The organism is Anaerovibrio sp., assembly GCF_024697385.1.
Lineage (GTDB): Bacteria > Bacillota > Negativicutes > Selenomonadales > Selenomonadaceae > Anaerovibrio.
The window spans coordinates 1-19,883 of the sequence record NZ_JAILFV010000014.1 but is presented as its reverse complement, the minus strand read 5'-3'; the positions used below and the strand labels follow the sequence as shown (position 1 = coordinate 19,883).

Genomic DNA, 19,883 nt, shown 5'->3' with positions numbered 1-19,883 from the left:
CTAGTAATTTCGTATATAAGGAGGTTTTTGATATATGGCTATTACGAAAGATATGTCCATTATGGAGGTAGTAACAAAATATCCTGATACAGTTCCTGTATTCATGGAATCCGGTATGGGCTGCATCGGCTGTGCTGCAGCTCATTATGAAAACATTGAACAGGGTGCTATGGCTCACGGTATTGATGTTGACTCCCTTATTCAGGGACTGAACAATGTAGTAGGAGAATAATTTTTCCCGCCAAAAAGGGACTTTCTTCAGATTCAATCTGTTGAAAGTCCCTTTTAGTATGTCTATATTCCTATCGCAGATGGTCCGGTCCAAAGCTCATTGGCAACAAAGCCTCCAGCGTGGTCTCAATATAGTCCTCCACGGTCTTGGCCAATATAATTTTCATGGTATCCGGAACCGCAAATTCCCGCATGACCTGCCTGCATACCCCACAGGGCGGACAGTATTCATCAGTTTTGCAGTCACGGCCGCCTACGATTGCTATAGCAATTATTTTTGCCTCCCTGTCCTCGCTGACAGCCTTGAAAATTGCACACCGCTCTGCACAGACAGTTGCCGAATAAGCCGCATTTTCAATATTGGCTCCGGTATATATCTTACCGTTGCTCATAAGAACCGCCGCTGAAACATTAAAGCCGGAATAGGGGGCATAGGAATGGCCTATATTCTCAAGAGCAGCTGTTATAAGCTCCTCCCTGGAGAAAGGCCCTTGATCCAATCCCATATTTTCCTCCCGTCATACCTTTATATTTTGGGCATTTGCCAGGCATTCCCTGGTCTCCTTTACCAGAGCTTCAATAATATCGGCCATCGGTTCCACCCGCTTCAATGGGGTCAGGCTCTGTCCTGCCTGTATCATGCCGTTTTCCATATCCCCATCAACAGCAGCCAGCTTATTGGTCCCGGTTGCCAGCTTAAGCAATTCATCCTTTGTTGCCTTGCCGGAAAATTCCAATGCCTGGTACTCCTCTGAAAATTTGTTTTTCACTCCCCGGACAGCGCTCTTAATGGTCTGCCCCGTCACGATGGTATCAGTATCTATCGCCTCAATCAGCTTCTGCTTCATATTAGCATGAACAGGACATTCTTCAGCAACCAGGAACCTGGTTCCCATCTGAACTCCTGCTGCTCCCATCAGCAAGGCAGCTGCAATTCCACGACCATCGGCAATTCCTCCCGCCATTACCACCGGGATATCAACCTCAGGAATAACCTGGGTCATCAATGCCATTGTGGTAAGAACACCAATATGACCACCGGCTTCCATACCCTCAACCACTATGGCATCAGCATTATTCTGCTCCAATCTTTTTGCCAGCTTAACATTAGGAACAACCGGTATTACCTTAATTCCGGCCTTATGCAGCGGCTCAACAAATGGTACAGGATTACCGGCACCCAGGGTTACAAAGGCCGGTTTTTCCTCACAGATAACCTCCAATATTTCATCCTTGTTAGGTGCCATCAGCATTATGTTTACACCAAAGGGTTTGTCAGTCAGCTTCTTGGCCTTGCGTATTTCATCACGCACATATTCCGTAGTGCGACCGCCACAGGAGATTATACCAGCACCGCCTGCATTTGATACGGCAGCAGCCATTTTGGCATCAGAAATCCAGGCCATACCTCCCTGAATGATAGGATATTTTATTCCAAGGACATCACATATACTCTTTGTCATATCAGCACCTCCATAAAAATCTGCAAAATCTTACCTTTTTTACTTCTACACAAATACGCTATTTCCTTTTTTATTGCTTCTTTTACTTTTTCATCACATACCCTTCGACCTGATTACAGTCTCTCCCGGCCGATATGAACCTGTCAGCCTTCAAGGTATGCATCATTTCTGCAGAAGAGATGCCCACAAAATAAAGAGGGTACCTCCCGACAGGGGAAGCACCCTCTTTAGATACAAATTCAGATAAGCCTAATGTATCAGCATCAGCCGATAATAGCCATAGCCTCACCTGCAGATACAGTTGAGCCCTCAGATACATTGACAGCCTTAACAGTTCCATCGCATGGAGCTGGGATTTCATTCTGCATCTTCATAGCCTCGAGAACAAGAACAGTATCGCCAGCCTTTACAGCAGTACCTTCACCTGCAACAATCTTCAATACCTTACCTGGCATTGGAGCATTAACTGCAGTCTCACCTGCACCTGCTGCTACTGCAGCCTTCTTAGGAGCTGGAGCTGCCTTAGGAGCCGCTGCTGGAGCTGGAGCTGCCTTAGGAGCTGCCTTAGGAGCTGAAGCTGCTCCCTTTACTTCCTCTACTTCTACTTCATATGCAGTACCATTTACTTTTATGTTAAACTTTTTCATTTCTCAATACCTCCAAAATTAAAGTGGAATGTTGCCATGCTTCTTAGCTGGCATAGCTTCACGCTTGCTTTCAAATGCATTCAATGCAGAGATGATACGAGGGCGGGTTTCCATTGGTTCAATAACCATATCAGCATAACCACGCTCTGCAGCCTTGTAAGGAGTAGCAAACTCATCAACATAGTCCTGAGTATGCTGTGCCTTAGCCTCTGGTTCATCACGCTTAAAGATAATGTTGGCTGCACCGGCAGGACCCATAACTGCGATTTCAGCAGAAGGCCAAGCCATAACCTGATCTGCACCCAGTTCGCGGCAGCACATAGCAATATAAGAACCGCCATAAGCCTTACGGGTGATAACAGTTACCTTAGGTACAGTTGCTTCACTGTATGCATAAAGCATCTTTGCACCATGACGGATAATACCACCATGTTCCTGACCAACACCTGGAAGGAAACCTGGTACATCAACCAGATTAACCAATGGAATGTTGAATGCATCACACATACGGATAAAACGGGCAGCCTTATCAGAAGCATCAATATCAAGGCAACCGCCCATAACCTTAGGCTGATTTGCAATGATACCTACGCTACGGCCATCAAAACGGGCAAAGCAGGTAATGATGTTGGTAGCAAAGTGCTCATGTACCTCATAGAACTCACCGTCATCAACCAATCCGGTAATTACATCCTTCATGTCATATGGCTGGTTAGGGTCATCAGGAATAACCTCATTCAAAGACTCATCCATACGATCCGGGTCATCAGTTGGCTCTACCAATGGAGTGGTTTCCATATTGTTGCTTGGCAGGAAGCTCAAGAGATAACGAATCTGCTCGATACAATTCTTCTCATCAGATGCAACAAAATGAGCAACACCGGACTTGGTATTGTGGGTCATTGCACCGCCAAGAGCCTCAGCAGTAACCTCCTCATAGGTTACAGACTTAATTACTGCAGGACCGGTAATAAACATCTGGGAAGACTTGTCAACCATGTAGATGAAATCTGTGATGGCTGGTGAATAAACTGCACCGCCTGCACATGGTCCCATGATAACAGAAATCTGAGGAACAACACCGGAAGCAGCAGTATTACGATAGAAAATACCAGCATAGCCGGAAAGGGCATCAACAGCTTCCTGAATACGCGCACCACCTGAATCATTGATACCGATAACAGGTGCACCCATCTTCATGGCCAAATCCTGTACCTTCCAAATCTTCTTTGCGTGCATTTCACCAAGGGAACCGCCCTCAACAGTAAAGTCCTGGGCAAAGGCATATACCAGGCGGCCATCTACAGTACCATAACCTGTTACAACACCCTCAGCTGGCAAATCCTTCTTCTCCTGACCAAAATTGGTGCAACGATGCTTAACGAAAGCATCAAGCTCTACAAAGGAATCTTCATCAAAAAGAAGATTGAGACGCTCACGGGCAGTCATCTTCCCCTTGTCGTGCTGCTTGGCAATACGGGCTTCACCGCCACCAAGCTCAATATGAGCTTTCTTTTTCTTCATAAGCTCAATTTTTTCCTGAACTGTAGCCATTTTTTACCTCCTAAACAGCCCGATATGGGCTGGATTATGTACTGTCTGCATAAGAACCGACAGATTAACGGTCTTCATGCTGGCAAAGCTCCAACAAAACACCGCCTGCAGATTTTGGATGAACGAATGCAATATCTGCACCGCCGGCACCCTTACGAGGTGCTTTATCAATCATGACAATACCCTTCTCCTGAAGCTCTGCAATAGCTGCTGGAAGATCATCAACCCTGAGGGCGATATGCTGGATACCACCACGGCCATTGTTCTTCTCAATGAACTTGGCAATTGGGCTGTCATCAGCAGTACCCACAAGAAGCTCAATCTCAGAGCCATTTGGAGTTGGATGGAAGGTAGTAGTAACCTTCTGCTCTGCAACAGTCTCTTCTCCGGTACAGGCCAAACCAATAGTATTCCAAAGATCCTTACCTGCCTGTAAATCCTTGCATGCAATACCAATATGATCAACACCTAAGATCTTAAATGCCATTTCTTTTTTCCCCCTAAATACCTTATTTACACTTATTTCAACATATCCTTCATTATACCACCTACGACGGTATAAGGATCAGTTTCCCTGGCCTTTATCTGTTCAACATATTTATCCATTAAGCCTGAATCAATCAGCTTTTTGGTAATATGTGAACCTATACTGCTCTGGAGAACATCCATCATCTCATTCTTTGAACGCTCCGTACGCCGCTTTGTCAGTATACCATTTTCACTGATGTATTTGAAATGCTTTTCTATGTTTTCGATAGTTTCAGTAATACCTTCATTCTGGCTGGCAATGACCTTCTGGATTGGTGGCCGCCAATCCGTCATCATGCCGTCAAGATCAAGCATCATGTTCATTTCACGAACCAGCTTGTCTGCGCCATCATGATCAGCCTTATTGATAGTGAAAACATCACCAATCTCAAGGATACCTGCCTTGATAGCCTGGATGTCATCACCCATTCCGGGAATCAGGACTACCATGGTAGTATCGGCAGCCTTTACGATATCAACCTCAGACTGACCAACACCAACAGTTTCAACGAAAATAATATCCTTGCCAAAAGCATCCATGGCCTTTACTGCATCAGCTGTCTTATGAGAAAGCCCTCCCAAGCTGCCACGGGTTCCCATACTGCGAATGAATACGCCTTCATCCATGGTCAAGCCATTCATTCTGATACGGTCTCCAAGAATGGCACCACCGGTAAATGGGCTGGTGGGATCAATTGCAATGATACCAACAGTTTTTCCCTGTGCACGATATGCCCTTGCCAGCTTGTCAGTCAAGGTGCTTTTTCCAGCTCCCGGAGGACCGGTAATCCCAAGAACAAAAGCATGACCAGTATGAGGATACAGCTTTTTCATGATGTCCAAAGCCTCGTCATACTCGTTTTCGATAGCTGTAATAGCCCGTGACAAAGCCAACCGGTTACCCTTTAAAAGTTCTTCTACAATGTCCATCAATGCACCACCATTACCAGCAACAAGGAGCTGTGGCTGCAGAAAAACCTGCAGCCGGCATCTCCACTGTCACCAATCTACTATTTGACATTAGCCTTAATAAATTCAACAATATCGCTGGTTGGAGTACCTGGGGTGAATACCTCGGCGATTCCTGCCTCTTTAAGGGCCGGAATATCAGTCTCAGGAATAACACCACCGCCGATGATAAGAACATCATTCATGCCCTTTTCACGAACCAGATTTACAACTTTAGGGAAAAGATGTGGATGTGCACCGGAAAGGATGGACATTGCCACAACATTAACGTCTTCCTGCAAAGCTGCTTCAGCAATCTGCTCAGGAGTCTGACGAAGACCGGTATAAATAACCTCAAAGCCAGCATCACGCAATGCTCTTGCTACAACCTTTGCACCACGGTCATGGCCATCCAGGCCTGGTTTTGCAACTAATACTCTTATGCGCTTTTCCATTTCTAAATTACCTCCAAATTATCTGTGAAGCCAGGAGGGATTGTATATTCCCCCCCTGGAAACAATTTCGGATTACAGATTTACATGAGCCTCGTACTCACCGAATACTTCACGCATTACACCGCAAATCTCACCGAGAGTTGCATAAGTGCGAACAGCGTTCAGGATATGTGGCATGAGGTTCTCGTTCTCATCCTGGCAAGCAGTCTTCAGGTCAGCCAATGCAGCCTTGACAGCATCATTGTCACGCTTAGCCTTCATGTCAGCCAAACGCTTGCACTGTGCAACACCTACAGAAGCATCAACCTTCAGCAAGCCCTTTGGTGGCTCTTCTTCAATCTGGAACTTGTTAACACCAACGATAGTCTTTGCACCAGACTCAACATCCATCTGCCACTTGTATGCAGAATCCTGAATCTCCTTCTGGATATAACCCTTCTCGATGGCTGCAACAGCACCGCCGATTTCATCAATCTTGTTGATGTATTCCCATGCTTCCTTCTCGATCTTGTTGGTAAGAGCCTCAACATAGTAAGAACCTGCCAATGGATCGATTACATCAGCCAGACCGGACTCATAAGCAACAATCTGCTGAGTACGGAGAGCGATCATAACGGATTCCTCAGTAGGCAATGCCAAAGCCTCATCACGGGAGTTGGTATGCAGTGACTGAGTACCACCCATAACAGCAGCTGCAGTCTGCAGGGCAACACGAACGATGTTGTTGTTAGGCTGCTGAGCAGTCAGCATGGAACCTGCAGTCTGAGTATGAACACGAAGCATCATGGATTTTGGCTTTTCAGCATGGAAACGCTCCTTCATAACCTTGGCCCATACACGACGGGAAGCACGGAACTTTGCAACTTCCTCAAGCACATTGTTATGAGCATTCCAGAAGAAGGAAAGACGACCTGCGAAATCATCGATATGAAGGCCGGCCTTAATTGCTGCCTCGCAGTATGCAATACCATCAGCAATGGTAAATGCGATTTCCTGGGAAGCAGTGGAACCAGCCTCACGAATATGATAACCGGAAATGGAAATGGTATTCCATTTCGGAACATTCTTGGAGCAATACTCAAAGATGTTGGTGATCAGACGCATTGACGGACGCGGTGGGAAAATATATGTACCACGGGCTGCATATTCCTTAAGGATATCATTCTGAATAGTACCCTTAAGCTGATCAGCAGGAACACCCTGCTTTTCAGCAACTGCAATATACATAGCAAGCAGAACTGATGCAGGAGCGTTGATAGTCATAGAAGTGGAAACCTTGCCGAGATCAATCTGGTCGAAAAGAACTTCCATATCAGCCAGAGAGTCAATAGCAACGCCTACCTTACCAACCTCGCCCTCTGAAATGGAATCATCAGAGTCATAACCGATCTGGGTAGGAAGGTCAAATGCACAGGAAAGACCAGTAGCACCGGACTCAATCAGATAACGGTAACGCTTGTTGGATTCAGCTGCAGTGGAGAAACCAGCATACATACGCATGGTCCAGAAACGGCCACGATACATGGTAGGCTGTACGCCTCGGGTATAAGGATACATCCCAGGGAAACCGATTTCATCAGCATAATCAGTATCCTTGATATCCAATGGAGTGTACAGACGCTGCTCTGGCAGGTGAGAACGCTCTGGGAAGCGAGAGGTAGCTTTTTCTACACTGGCATTATATTTGTCTAAACCAGCCTGAATTTTTTCATTGCTCATAATGGAATATCCTCCTGTTATTTCTTCATTGTGCCTGTTTTCATAAATCTTTCATGCCAAGAAAGTGCTTCATGCAAAATGTGTGGAGTATGGGCACTCTTGGTTTCTGCTAATGCTCTTTCATAGTAATCCATCAGCATAGGCTTGAAGTCCGGATGTGCGCAGTTTTCAATGATAACCTTTGCACGCTGGCGTGGTGAAAGTCCACGAAGATCAGCCAGACCCTGCTCAGTAACGATGATATCTACATCATGCTCGGTATGGTCTACATGAGAAACCATAGGAACGATGGAAGAAATCTTACCGTCCTTGGCAGTGGATACAGTAAAGAATACTGTCAAGTAAGCATTACGGGCAAAATCACCGGAACCACCAATACCATTCATCATCTTGCTGCCCATGATATGGGTAGAGTTGACATTGCCGTAGATATCAGCCTCAATAGCTGTATTCATGGCAATAACACCGATACGGCGGGCAACCTCAGGGCTGTTTGCAACCTCCTGCGGACGGAGCATAATGTGCTTTCTATATTCCTTGATATTGGCATAGAAACGCTTCAACCCCTCAGGAGATGGAGACAATGCAGTACCTGACGCAAAGTTCAGCTTGCCGGCATCAATCAGATCGAACATTCCATCCTGAATAACCTCAGTATATACGGACAGGTCCTTCAGGTCAGAATCTACGAAGCCACTGATTACGGCATTAGCAACAGCACCTACACCTGACTGCAGTGGAAGCAGATTCTTTGGCATACGGCCAGCCTTAACCTCTGCATGCAGCAAATCAATAAAGTGCTGTGACATCTTCCTTGAGTTCTCATCGATTTCACCAAGTGGACGAACCTTGTCAGTGATATCACAAGGTACTATGTACTTGATTTTATCAGGAGAACAAGGAATGTATGGTGTACCAATTCTGTCATTAGGCTTAACAACAGGAATTGGCAGACGATTTGGTGGATCCAGAGGAACATACACATCGTGCATGCCTTCCAGCTCTATAGGCTGGCTGGTATTCACCTCGACAATAACCACATCTGCTGTCTGAACATATGATGCTGCATTGCCCAAGGAAGTAGTAGGAATAATATTCCCCTCTTCTGTGATGGCACAAGCCTCAACAATTGCTACATCAATTTTTCCGCCCATGTACCCATAACGCGCCAACTGTGCGGATTCAGATAAATGCAGGTCTGCATACTCAATCTTACCGCTGTTGATAGCGTTACGCATATCCTTGTTGGTCTGATACGGCATACGGAACTGAATTCCATCAGCCCTTGCAAGATAACCATCTTCCTCGTCGCCAGTAGAAGCGCCGGTCCAGAGGTTAATCTTAAAATGCTCCTTTTCCATACGAGCTGCCAAAGCCATAGGTACAGCCTTTGGATAACCGGATGGAGTGAAGCCTGAGGTACCAACATTCATACCAGGCTTAATGATTGCTGCAGCTTCTTCAGCAGTAACAATCTTAGACTGTAATTCCTTGTTGCGTACCCGATCGATAATATCAATCATCGAAAATCCTCCCCTGCGGTCAAATACGACCAGATTTTTTCCATGTAGAACGCATGGCAAACCCATGAATAACAGCATTCATAACTCTCGGTTATCCTTACCTTAATCCATAAATTATTACACCCTACACAGATATATTATACATCATTAAAAGTCTACCACTACAGCTATTCACAGTCAAGGAAAGACAGTAAAATTGTCATACAATTATTAAAGGGTGATTGCCTCTGGCAATCACCCTTTAATTCCCGATATCATTCCCCTATATATCTCTTGAATTTACAAATATCAATATATGTAGCCGTATCAGGATTTTTCAGTAAAAAATTCTGATGAACTTCCTCGGCCTCTGTAAAGGACTCTAATCGTTCTACCTTTACAAACAGGCGACGCCTCTGTCTCTGATCACTTACAGGGTCATTGATAATAAGCCCGCAGGAGTCCACAGCCGGCGGAGTTCCCCTATTTGCCATGAAGTTGATGTGCAGCTGCAGCTGAGGAAGGTCCTCAGAAGATACATAATATACACCACAGCCATACATCGGCCCCTTCAGTGGTCCCTGTTGGTTTTCACTGTAAGGATCAGTCACGGCAAACAGAACATCCAACAGCATGGATATATCAATTTTCTTTGGATTATATTCCAGACAGATGCCCATAACTGCATTCGTGCGCCCGGCAGCCACTGATTCATAATCAGCAGGCTGTCTGTCAGGATTGATATATCCGGTACAGACCTTTATAACACCGTGAAGTGCTTCGTATACAGCCTGTAATTCATGAAAATTACCACCTGAAAGATAAATTTTTTTAGTATACACCGATTATCCCTTCACTTCCATTTCCGGATGAAAAATATCCACCTGGCGCTTTGCTGCCATATCCACATCAAACATATTCACCAACTCCTTGACGGCCTGGGTTGGTGAAATAACGCCCTCCAGGACAGCAGCCTTTACCTCAGGCATCCGCCCGGTAATAACCGGGTCGTCAAAGAACAGGCTGTGGAGATGCTCATCAATCATACTGTGCATCCATTCCAGCAGCTGCCCCCGGCGTCTCTTATCAAAAACGCCACTTTCGGTAGTCATTTCCCTGAAAGCCTGAATCACCTTCCAAAGCTCAGGCAGTCCAAATTTGGTATAAGCAGAACACAGATAAGCATGAGTCGGCCACCCCTCAGTAGCAGGCCGTATATACTCAATCATCCGTTCATATTCCCCCCTGGCCACCTTTGCCTTCAGGAGATTATCGCCATCTGCCTTATTGATTACAATTGCATCTGCCAACTCCATAATTCCCTTTTTGATTCCCTGCAGGTCGTCACCGGCACCTGTCAGTACCACCAGCATGAAGAAATCCACCATGGACCTGACGGTGGTTTCTGACTGACCAACTCCCACAGTCTCAATGAGAATAATATCATAGCCGGCCGCTTCACACATGAGCATTGTTTCACGGCTTTTACGGGCAACTCCCCCCAGGGTTCCTCCCGCAGGAGAAGGCCTTATAAAGGCCTCCTGCCGGCGGGACAGAGTCCCCATTCTTGTTTTATCGCCCAATATTGAGCCCTTGGTAACAGAGCTGGTAGGGTCGACGGACAAAACAGCCACCCGATGACCGGCATCACACAACATATTGCCCAAAGCCTCTATGATTGTGCTCTTGCCGGCGCCAGGCACACCGGTAATACCTATGCGAAGTGCTTTTCCTGTATGTGGTAAAAGCCTTTGCAATACCCGCTGTGCCTTGGCAAAATGCTTTGAATTATTACTTTCAATGAGAGTTATAGCCCGGGACAATGTCATGCGGTCTCCCCTTAGCACCCCATTGACATAATCGTCCTCACTTAAGACCAGCCGCCGTTTTGGTTTGACCTTTCCGTTCAGAATATTAGGATTTATATTTCCCACGGTGGTGTCCTTAATCCCCTCTATACCGCCCATAACACTACAGGCAAATTTTTCATTGGGCTCTTCAGGAACCCAGCTCGGTTTTGAAGTGGAATATTTAGCCATAACCCGTCACCATCACTCTTCCTCCAAATCTTCCCTGGCTCTTTCAATCAGCAATGTCAGCAGCTTAATCCCTGCCTCCGGAATATTGGTTCCAGGTGCAAAAATTGCCACTGCACCACTTTCATAGAGGAAATCATAATCCTGCACCGGTATTACGCCACCAATGCAAACCATGATATCATCACGGCCAAGATTTGCCAGCTCCTGTACCAGCTGTGGCAGAAGTGTATTATGACCTGCTGCCAGTGAACTGAAGCCGACCATATGCACATCATTGTCCACAGCATCCTGGGCGGTCTCCTCCGGAGTCTGGAACAGAGGCCCTACATCCACATCCCAGCCCATATCGGCAAAGGATGAGGCAATAACCTTCTGGCCACGGTCATGACCATCCTGTCCCATCTTGGCCACAAAAATTCTTGGTCTGCGTCCGGTGAGCTCCTCAAATTCATCAGCCATCTCCCGTGCCTTCTCCAGAGCACTCTTGTCGGTGAATTCAGAGGAATATACCCCAGAAATTGTATGAATGACCGCCTGAAATCTTCCGGATACCTTTTCAACGGCATCGGAAATCTCACCCAGGGAGGCATGGGCACGGGCTGCATCAACGGCAGCCTCCAAAAGATTGCCGTTATCCCTGGATTCAGCAGCCTTGGTAATACCCTCCAGACAACGGCGGACATCATCATCGTTACGCTCGGCACGGAGCTTTTCCAGCCGTTCAATCTGAGCCTGGCGAACTGCAGTGTTATCGATGGCCAGAATCTCCAACGGATCTTCCTTCTCCAGCCTGAAGCGATTCAATCCTACAATGGATTCGTTACCGGAATCAATCTGGGCCTGACGGCGGGCAGCAGCCTCCTCAATACGCATCTTAGGCAGGCCGCTGTTAATGGCCTTGGCCATGCCGCCCAGAGCCTCAACCTCCTGGATATGTGCCCAGGCACGGCGGATAATCTCATTGGTGAGGGCCTCAACATAATAGGAACCACCCCAAGGATCAATAATCTTACATACACTGGTCTCATCCTGAATATACAGCTGTGTATTACGGGCAATACGGGCCGAAAAATCAGTCGGCAGTGCAATGGCCTCATCCAGTGCATTGGTATGCAGGGACTGGGTATGACCAAGAGCAGCACCCATAGCTTCCATAAGTGTACGGGAAACATTGTTGAACGGATCCTGTGCCGTAAGCGACCAGCCTGAAGTCTGGCTGTGGGTTCTCAGAGCCATGGATTTGTCATTTGTAGCACCAAATGATTTGACAATCTTGGCCCAGAGAACACGGGCTGCACGCATCTTGGCAACCTCCATGAAATAATTCTTGCCAATTGCCCAGAAGAAGGACAACCGCTTGGCGAAGGCATCAACCGGTAATCCTGCAGCCACACCTGTCCGGATATACTCCAGACCATCAGCCAGCGTATAGCCCAACTCAATATCTGCAGTGGCGCCTGCCTCCTGCATATGGTAGCCGGAAATGGAAATGCTGTTGAATTTAGGCATGTATTTAGTAGTATATTCAAAAATATCACCAATGATACGCATGGACATCTCAGGTGGATAGATGTAAGTATTACGCACCATGAATTCCTTCAGGATATCATTCTGAATAGTACCTGCCATGACACTCTTGTCTACACCCTGCTCTTCGCCGGAAAGGATATAAAAGGCCAGTATAGGCAATACTGCACCATTCATGGTCATGGATACGGACATCTGATCCAATGGAATGCCACTAAAGAGTATACGCATATCCAAAATTGAATCTATCGCAACTCCTGCCTTACCAACATCACCCAATACACGGGGATTATCAGAATCATACCCGCGGTGGGTAGGCAGATCAAAGGCTATGGACAGACCTTTTTGCCCGGCAGCCAGGTTGCGGCGATAAAATGCATTTGATTCCTCAGCCGTTGAGAAGCCCGCATACTGACGAACTGTCCAAGGGCGGAAGACATACATGGTAGAATAAGGTCCCCTCAGGCACGGCGGAATCCCTGAAGCGAAATCCAGGTGATTCATATGCTCATATTCATCATAATTATACAACGGCTTTATAGGAATATGCTCCATAGTCTTACCGGTCAAATCATCAAAGGCAGCACCGGCAGAATCCTTGAACAGCCTGCGCCATTCTTCAGGGCTTCGCTCTGGAGCTTCTTTAAGATTCATTGTGGTAAAATCCGGATTTTTAAAAGAAGCCATCACTCAATCATCCCTTTCTTTTTCTGCAGTGCCTGCAAAATTTCATAGCAATTTGCCCTGACAGAAATATAGCTGTTTATGCCAGCGGCATCATATGTTTCCTTGAGGTCCTTCGGTGCTTCTCCTGCCAGGAAAACAGTAGCCTGAGGCAAAGCCTCATGAAGCATAGGTGCCAGGGCAGGAACAATCTCCGGATAGGTGGCATCAGTGGAGCATATTACAACAGCATCTGCCCCTGATTCCTTTGCAGCAGCTGCTGCCTCCTCGACAGTCTTAAACCCATTGTTGCCCATTACCTCGAAGGCTCCTACCTGGAGGAAACCGGTGGTAAAGTCTGCACGGGCCTTATGCTGTGGGATAGGACCCATATTGGCCAGGAAAATCCTCACATTATCATCGTGTTTTTCCTTATAGGCTTCAGTTACCATACGGAGAGCCTCATACCGCTCGCTCCAACGGTGAACACCTATTTTTTCGATTTCCTCGGCGGCTTCAGCACATTTAGGACAGGTGAGGGCCTGCTTCAGCTCGGATACAGTGGCTCCAGCCTTGGCAGCTGATATCACGCAATCCATGGAGCCCTTTGTCTCCTTTATTTTGGACAGTGCCTCATCCCTGTACTGAACATCCACATCGTTAATATAAGCTGACACAGCCTCACAGCGAAGTTTTTTGTTCTCCCCAAAATCCTCCGGTCGTGGATCGAGGCGTACCTCCGTCATATTCGGATACATATTGGAACCTACAATACGATCACGGCGCAGCTCCAGTTTTTTAAATCTGTCGGCAAGAATACCTGCTATCTGCTCCTGAGGATATCCCTCCTTCAGTGCAGCAACTATTCCGCCCTTACCTTCCACGGTCTGGAATTCTGCCCACAGCTTTTCCTTAACCTGCTTGGTAAGAGTCTCCACTGCCCAGGAACCACCGGCAGGATCTATTGGCTGCAGCAGGCCAAATTCCTCCTGAAGCATGATCTGTACATTACGGGCAATTCTGCGGGAGAATTCATCCCCCTTGCGGATAACCTCATCAAAAGGAGGATTTTCAAAGGAATCCAAGCCTCCCACAACACCGGAAAAGATTTCAGAGGTATTGCGCAGCATATTTACATACGGATCATATACGGTCTTGAAAAATCTTGATGGGCGGGCATGTATGTACATTTTGCGGGAATCCTCATTCCCGCCAAAGGCCTCTACAATCTGTGCCCAAATCGGCCGCACGGCCCTCAGCTTGGCAATCTGCATAAAGAAATTGGCACCCATGGAAAATTCAAAGGCTATCTGTCCTGCAGCCTCGTCCACCGTCATGCCACGCTCCATCATTGCCCGGAGATAATCAACGGCCACTGACAGGCTGTAGGCTATTTCCTGGATGTCATTTGCGCCACCATTGCTGAATACATCGCTTTTTACAAACAATGTCCTGAGCTGTGGCGTATTCTTTATGGCCCATTTACCGCATTCATAGGCCTCATCATACAGCTTGTCCAATGACTGGCTGTTTTTCCCCCTGGCAACCAGCTCCCCAACAGGATTTGCCGCTATAATGCCCCTTAAAGCTCCAATATCCCTGCCGCTTGCCTTCAGAGCCGCAATCACCATCGCGAAGACAGGCAAAGCCGATTCACCGGCATAGATATACAGTGGATATGTATCCAGCTTAAGCCCATCCAGCAGATCATGAACATCCTGCAAGGTGGTGATACTGCAGCCATCATCCCCTGGCTTGTCAGTCTGACCGGCATCCACACAGGATAAGGTAGCCCTGTCCAAACGAATGTTATAAATGGTCGAGCCCCTGTCGATCTCATGCTTCAACAGCTCATTATTCTCCTTGGGCATGGTCTCATCACAGGACTGGGCTATTCCCCATGGAGCCTCTATATAGCCATTAGGCTTGGCACCCCTCAGATAATCATCCAGCCCTGGAAAGGATTTCTTGGGCAAAATAGAATCAGTGTCAGCCCTGAAATACATTGGCGAAAATGTAATACCCTCATAGGTTTTGGTATACATTTTCTTATCGAATGGTGCCCCCTTCAAAAGAGCAATACAGGCTTCCTTCCACTCCTCATAAGTGGGCGGCTCAAATTCGTCCAAAGGAACATCCGGAAAAGAAGTTTCCTGATGCGACTTTTTCAAAAGTGCCTGAAGATCCAAGTCTCCGGCAGCCTGGCCGCTTTTCTCCTCACTCATACAACAACCTCCCTCATACAAAATAAAAAAGTCCATCTGCATAGAGTTTGCAGACAGACATGATGCAAGAAATACCTGCCTGATAAAAGAAAACTCCGACTCAAAAAAGCCGGAGACTGATACCAGATAAATGAATATTATACAGCTATTCCATCCATCGTAGTTCCATCCCCTACCCATCGCTCGCAGGTATAAGCATATCCAATCGCAAAGGACTGATGACAATCCTCTTTTCGCTAACGGTGATGATAAAACAGGCAGTTCTCCTGGCTCGGGGTCATAGCTCAGTACGCCTTCCCAGTCTGCACATGCATTCCAGTGACATGATTGTACCTCGCTCAGCCCTTACAGTGGCGGGACCGCTCCGGCATTTTACCGGATTCTCTATTAAGTCTGATCAACAGACACCTGTCCTTACTCTATTCTATTTATTATTATTTTAAATCGTTCCTATATAATTGTCAATGCACAAAAGGCATATTCGTCAAACAATTATTCACGCAATGCACACAAGCTATACCATGTATAACCATACAAAATACCAGCTTCAAATACAAACCGGCAACCATCGTCAGCACTCCACCATGCCTCAGAAGGATACCATGATTATTTCTTTCTCATCAGGCCGAAAATGCACACTCCGGCTGCCAGGATTCCCGGCACAACCATATTGGCCATAGGGCCAATAATATTTGCAATCATCGGACCTATGCTGGCATCATGGATGAGCATGCTTCCACCTGTCCAACCCAAAATACCAGCTCCCAGATATATAAGCACCGGCCATTTATCCAACAGCTTGCCAATCAGCTGACTGCTGCCAACCACGATTGGAACACTGATAAGAAGACCAACTACCACCAGCATGAAACTGCCCCGGGCCGCACCGGCAACTGCCAGCACATTATCTATGCCCATGGCAGCATCAGCTACTATTATTGTCTTTACGGCACCCATAAAGTTATCTGCTTCCTCTACATGGCCCTCCTCGGCCGGTTTCAGCAGCTTTATGGCAATTGGGATGAGCAGCAGTCCGCCCATTGCCTGCAAATAAGGAATAGACAAAAGGTAGACTGCCAGCATTGTCATGATTATTCTTATGACTACCGCACCTGCAGTGCCTACCAGTATAGCCTTCTTTTTTAATTCTGCAGGCAATCTGTGGGCTGCCATGGCAATAACCACAGCATTGTCCCCTGCCAGGACCAAATCCAGGATTATAATTGAAAACAATGCCGTCCAAAACTCAAAAGTTAATATATCCATTAAATTTTCTCCTTTAATACATGTACCAGACCAAACATAAGCCAAAGCAGCATTGACGATGGAATATTATAGAGCACATCATCCGTAAGTCCGTTAAGGGCCACTGATACCAATGCCAGTCCCAATCCCGCCATCATTCCACGGGTAAAATTATCCGGCATCTCCTTTTTAGGAAACAGTGCCATAAGCATGTTGCCCAAAAAGAACATCAAAAAGGCCATCCCACCGATTATACCCACCTCAGCCAAGTAGTTCAGGTATATATTATGCGCATGGACCAGGGTGACACTGCCATCCACAATATATGTATCGTAAATAGGATAAACCAATGAATAAGCTCCACCACCTATACCAAAAATAGGATGGTCCATTATCATCTGTATAGTACTCTCCCACATGGCTATCCGCATTTCAGAGGATGTATCCGCCATGGAAAACACCGTACTCATACGCTCAAGCAGCACCGGGTTCAGTACCAGGGCACCTATGACCAGCACTAGGGCTCCCAGTAAAACACGCTTGTCCTTGAGAGCTCCATAGCCAACTAAAATAACAGCAATAGTAAGGCAGGCTCCCCTTGCATAGGTCATGGCCAGGCACGCCAACGCACAAAGTATTCCTGCCACCAGCATGATACGGATCTTTCGTCCCTCAGCATGGGCAAACATTCCCAAAAGCATACATACCACAATATCAAGATAAGCAGCCAGGATATTGGGATTTTCCCAGGTGGAAAAAACCCTGTTCCTGAGCTCCGGAAAAGCCTCACCATCAACCCATTTCATCGCGCTGGTATCAATGCCAAAAATGAACTGGAAGAACCCATACAGCACCACAAAAGCCGCTGATATACCCAAAGCGTAGGCCAGGTACTTCACCTGTGCATTGGATGTAACATTCTGGGAAATCAGGATATATGTAAACAGGTAAATCAACACCAGGACATACCATATTGACAGGCTGTACATCTTGTCCGGAGATACCAAGATCGAGGCCGCTCCGAAAACCAGATAAACCACTATAAACCACCTGAAATAAGTTTCCTGAAGTTTAAAGCCGGGATCCTTCCATAATCGCAGGAAGAACAGCAGAATACCAATTCCCAGAAATACTATGGCAACTGTAGGAAACAGCCCGATAAAAAAAACCTCCATTAAAATTGAAAAGTAAATTCCATCCTGTATAGCCCTGGATGTCGCAAATCTTTCCAAGAATTTCACCAAATCTCACCTCATAAATACGACCAACATACAAAATATCAGTTTCCCTGTTCCAAGTGTCCCGGCCTTGACATTAGCCCAGGGTTGTATCCAATATCATCATAACCGAAAAACCTATAGCAAACATAATAGTTCCAATATTTGAATGCTCCCCCTCAGACATCTCGGGAATAATTTCCTCCACCACGACATACAGCATGGCTCCTGCCGCAAAGCTGAGGAAAAACGGTAATACTGGGGTAATAATACCGGCAAAAAGCATGGTAACAAAAGCACCTACAGGCTCCACAGCCCCGGAAAGCACCCCGTAAAAGAAGGCCTTCCCCTTGGACAGGCCATCAGCCCGCAGTGGCATGGAAATAATGGCCCCCTCCGGAAAATTCTGGATGGCAATACCCACAGCCAAGGCCACAGCCGCTCCCAGGGTAATATCTGAAGCCCCCATGTACCAGCTGGCATAAACTACACCAACAGCCATACCCTCAGGAATATTATGGAGTACCACCGCCAGGACCAATTTTGCAGAATGGGATATATTACAGCAAATTCCTTCGGTCTCATCGCTGTTCATATGCTGATGAGGTATAAAATGATCCAGCAGGAGCAAAAAAAGAATTCCGCCCCAAAAGCCAGTTACCGCAGGAACACAGCTCAACATTTCCCCCCAGCCTAAAACCGCCTGTTCCATGGCGGGAATCAAAAGGCTCCATACCGATGCAGCTACCATTATACCGGCAGCAAAGCCCAAAAGACCTCTCTGCACCATCGGATTTATCTGATTTTTCATGAAAAAAACACAGGCAGCCCCCAGGCTGGTACCCAGGAAAGGAATAAGCAACCCCTGAATTATTTCGATTGACAACCTGACCGCCTCCCCTAATCAGCAAACAAAAATATTTACACCATTATACAAAAAAGACGGACCAAATTTCTACCCTATATTGCTCAGGAAACCATCCTCAGCAAAAAAGCAGCATATCCACATTTTCAATACAGTATTCTATCTGCTCAGACCAACGGCGTACAGCCTCATGGAGATCTCCTGAAATTGCCGCAGCAATAAAAATATACTCCATTGAGCAGTCAGCATATATCAACAGGTCCTCAGTGGTGACCTCCGTCAGCTTGGTCAGCTGGCGATAAACAATATACTGGTATATTTTCTGAAGGATACCATCATCAACCTGCTCCCTGTATCGCGTCAGTACATCCGGGTGCATTATGAGATATTCCCTGTACCCGTTGATATCCGTCATCCATTTTTCATCAATCGGCTCAGTCCTGGCCATGGTATCCAGCACATTGCAGGCTTCCAGTCTGGAAAGTCCAGGCACAAACAGCATCTCATTCTTTAGCATCTTAAACCCCAGGCGATCAATGAGCTGGTAAAAGTCCATGGTCTCATGACTACCCTCCAGGTAGAACCTCAGGGGCTCATCATCCGCCAAAAGCAGTTCACAGGTTTTTTCACAGCTGAGGCCTGTCCCGGCCAGCTCAAAATCACCTGCAATAGTATAAAATCTCGGATGAGACGCACAAATATTGCAAAGCAGTTCCTCACCGCCTTCGATTATAAGCCTGCACAAGCCATTCCGGAGCAAAAAAGGGCATTGGTCATCACTATTGAGTATGAATTTTGATACCCCATTCTCACAGGTGGTATAAACCACCAGGTCAAGCCCCAGCTGACCATCCATTGACTGATACTTTTTCATCGAAGCATCATCAATATCTATTTCCCAGCCACGGCAACAGGAATGACCACACTTTTCCGCCTTGCATATAAAATCTTTATAAAAACTCGGATAAACTGTCTGCACAACAATACCTCACAAAGAAATATCAAAGCTTCCCCGACGCCAAAAACTCCCGAAGATATCCTATCAGATACAGGGA

The 19,883-nt window shown here is 46.6% G+C and carries 18 protein-coding genes and 1 riboswitch; of the genes, 1 reads left to right on the top strand and 17 read right to left on the bottom strand.

Translation table 11 applies throughout. From position 1 onward, the window contains the following. Positions 1 to 34: 34 nt before the first annotated feature. Positions 35 to 232 (top strand): DUF1858 domain-containing protein, encoded by a 198-nt coding sequence (locus K6C05_RS00920; protein WP_296730417.1) that lies wholly within the window; start codon positions 35 to 37, stop codon positions 230 to 232. A gap of 70 nt (positions 233 to 302) precedes the next feature. Here the strand turns inward: K6C05_RS00920 and cdd are convergent, their stop codons facing one another. The 17 genes from cdd to fliB form a co-directional block, all read right to left on the bottom strand. Further along, a complete protein-coding gene (cdd, locus tag K6C05_RS00915) occupies positions 303 to 737 on the bottom strand; it encodes a cytidine deaminase (RefSeq protein ID WP_296730415.1) in 435 nt (144 codons plus the stop codon). A 12-nt stretch (positions 738 to 749) separates the two neighbouring features. Beyond that, positions 750 to 1,694, bottom strand: a complete 945-nt coding sequence (locus tag K6C05_RS00910) for a nitronate monooxygenase (protein ID WP_296730414.1) — start codon at positions 1,692 to 1,694, stop codon at positions 750 to 752. Between the two features lie 263 nt (positions 1,695 to 1,957). Beyond that, positions 1,958 to 2,341, bottom strand: a complete 384-nt coding sequence (locus tag K6C05_RS00905; protein ID WP_296730413.1) for a biotin/lipoyl-containing protein — start codon at positions 2,339 to 2,341, stop codon at positions 1,958 to 1,960. A gap of 18 nt (positions 2,342 to 2,359) precedes the next feature. Continuing rightward, positions 2,360 to 3,895, bottom strand: a complete 1,536-nt coding sequence (locus K6C05_RS00900; RefSeq protein WP_296730412.1) for a carboxyl transferase domain-containing protein — start codon at positions 3,893 to 3,895, stop codon at positions 2,360 to 2,362. Positions 3,896 to 3,959: 64 nt separating this feature from the next. Beyond that, entirely contained in the window at positions 3,960 to 4,382 is a 423-nt protein-coding gene (gene mce, locus K6C05_RS00895) for a methylmalonyl-CoA epimerase (RefSeq protein WP_296730411.1), read from the bottom strand. Positions 4,383 to 4,414: 32 nt separating this feature from the next. Next, a complete protein-coding gene (gene meaB, locus K6C05_RS00890) occupies positions 4,415 to 5,353 on the bottom strand; it encodes a methylmalonyl Co-A mutase-associated GTPase MeaB (RefSeq protein ID WP_296730409.1) in 939 nt (312 codons plus the stop codon). A gap of 80 nt (positions 5,354 to 5,433) precedes the next feature. Next, on the bottom strand, positions 5,434 to 5,826 hold the full coding sequence (locus tag K6C05_RS00885) for a cobalamin B12-binding domain-containing protein (RefSeq protein WP_296730408.1): 393 nt from the start codon (positions 5,824 to 5,826) through the stop codon (positions 5,434 to 5,436). A gap of 72 nt (positions 5,827 to 5,898) precedes the next feature. Beyond that, complete coding sequence (locus tag K6C05_RS00880; protein WP_296730407.1) at positions 5,899 to 7,545, bottom strand: methylmalonyl-CoA mutase family protein; 1,647 nt, start codon at positions 7,543 to 7,545, stop codon at positions 5,899 to 5,901. 17 nt (positions 7,546 to 7,562) lie between these two features. After that, positions 7,563 to 9,068 (bottom strand): acetyl-CoA hydrolase/transferase family protein, encoded by a 1,506-nt coding sequence (locus K6C05_RS00875; protein WP_296730406.1) that lies wholly within the window; start codon positions 9,066 to 9,068, stop codon positions 7,563 to 7,565. Between the two features lie 254 nt (positions 9,069 to 9,322). After that, positions 9,323 to 9,889, bottom strand: coding sequence for a peptide-methionine (S)-S-oxide reductase (locus K6C05_RS00870; protein ID WP_296730405.1), 567 nt, complete (start codon positions 9,887 to 9,889; stop codon positions 9,323 to 9,325). A 3-nt stretch (positions 9,890 to 9,892) separates the two neighbouring features. Then, positions 9,893 to 11,086 (bottom strand): methylmalonyl Co-A mutase-associated GTPase MeaB, encoded by a 1,194-nt coding sequence (gene meaB, locus K6C05_RS00865; RefSeq protein WP_296730404.1) that lies wholly within the window; start codon positions 11,084 to 11,086, stop codon positions 9,893 to 9,895. Positions 11,087 to 11,098: 12 nt separating this feature from the next. Then, positions 11,099 to 13,300 carry a methylmalonyl-CoA mutase gene (gene scpA, locus K6C05_RS00860; RefSeq protein WP_296730403.1) on the bottom strand — a complete coding sequence of 734 codons (2,202 nt, stop codon included), beginning with the start codon at positions 13,298 to 13,300 and terminating at the stop codon, positions 11,099 to 11,101. After that, positions 13,300 to 15,501 (bottom strand): methylmalonyl-CoA mutase family protein, encoded by a 2,202-nt coding sequence (locus K6C05_RS00855; protein WP_296730402.1) that lies wholly within the window; start codon positions 15,499 to 15,501, stop codon positions 13,300 to 13,302. The genes scpA and K6C05_RS00855 overlap by 1 nt, the downstream gene beginning before the upstream one ends. Before the next feature lie 238 nt (positions 15,502 to 15,739). Then, positions 15,740 to 15,928, bottom strand: a riboswitch (cobalamin riboswitch). A 179-nt stretch (positions 15,929 to 16,107) separates the two neighbouring features. Next, positions 16,108 to 16,767 carry a TerC family protein gene (locus K6C05_RS00850; protein WP_296730400.1) on the bottom strand — a complete coding sequence of 220 codons (660 nt, stop codon included), beginning with the start codon at positions 16,765 to 16,767 and terminating at the stop codon, positions 16,108 to 16,110. Beyond that, positions 16,767 to 17,987: an O-antigen ligase family protein gene (locus tag K6C05_RS00845; protein WP_296730436.1), complete on the bottom strand. Its 1,221-nt coding sequence runs from the start codon at positions 17,985 to 17,987 to the stop codon at positions 16,767 to 16,769. Before K6C05_RS00845 ends, K6C05_RS00850 begins: the two co-directional genes overlap by 1 nt. A 73-nt stretch (positions 17,988 to 18,060) precedes the next feature. Then, positions 18,061 to 18,849, bottom strand: a complete 789-nt coding sequence (locus tag K6C05_RS00840; RefSeq protein ID WP_296730398.1) for a ZIP family metal transporter — start codon at positions 18,847 to 18,849, stop codon at positions 18,061 to 18,063. Between the two features lie 97 nt (positions 18,850 to 18,946). After that, on the bottom strand, positions 18,947 to 19,807 hold the full coding sequence (gene fliB, locus K6C05_RS00835) for a flagellin lysine-N-methylase (RefSeq protein WP_296730396.1): 861 nt from the start codon (positions 19,805 to 19,807) through the stop codon (positions 18,947 to 18,949). Between the last annotated feature and the right edge of the window lie 76 nt (positions 19,808 to 19,883).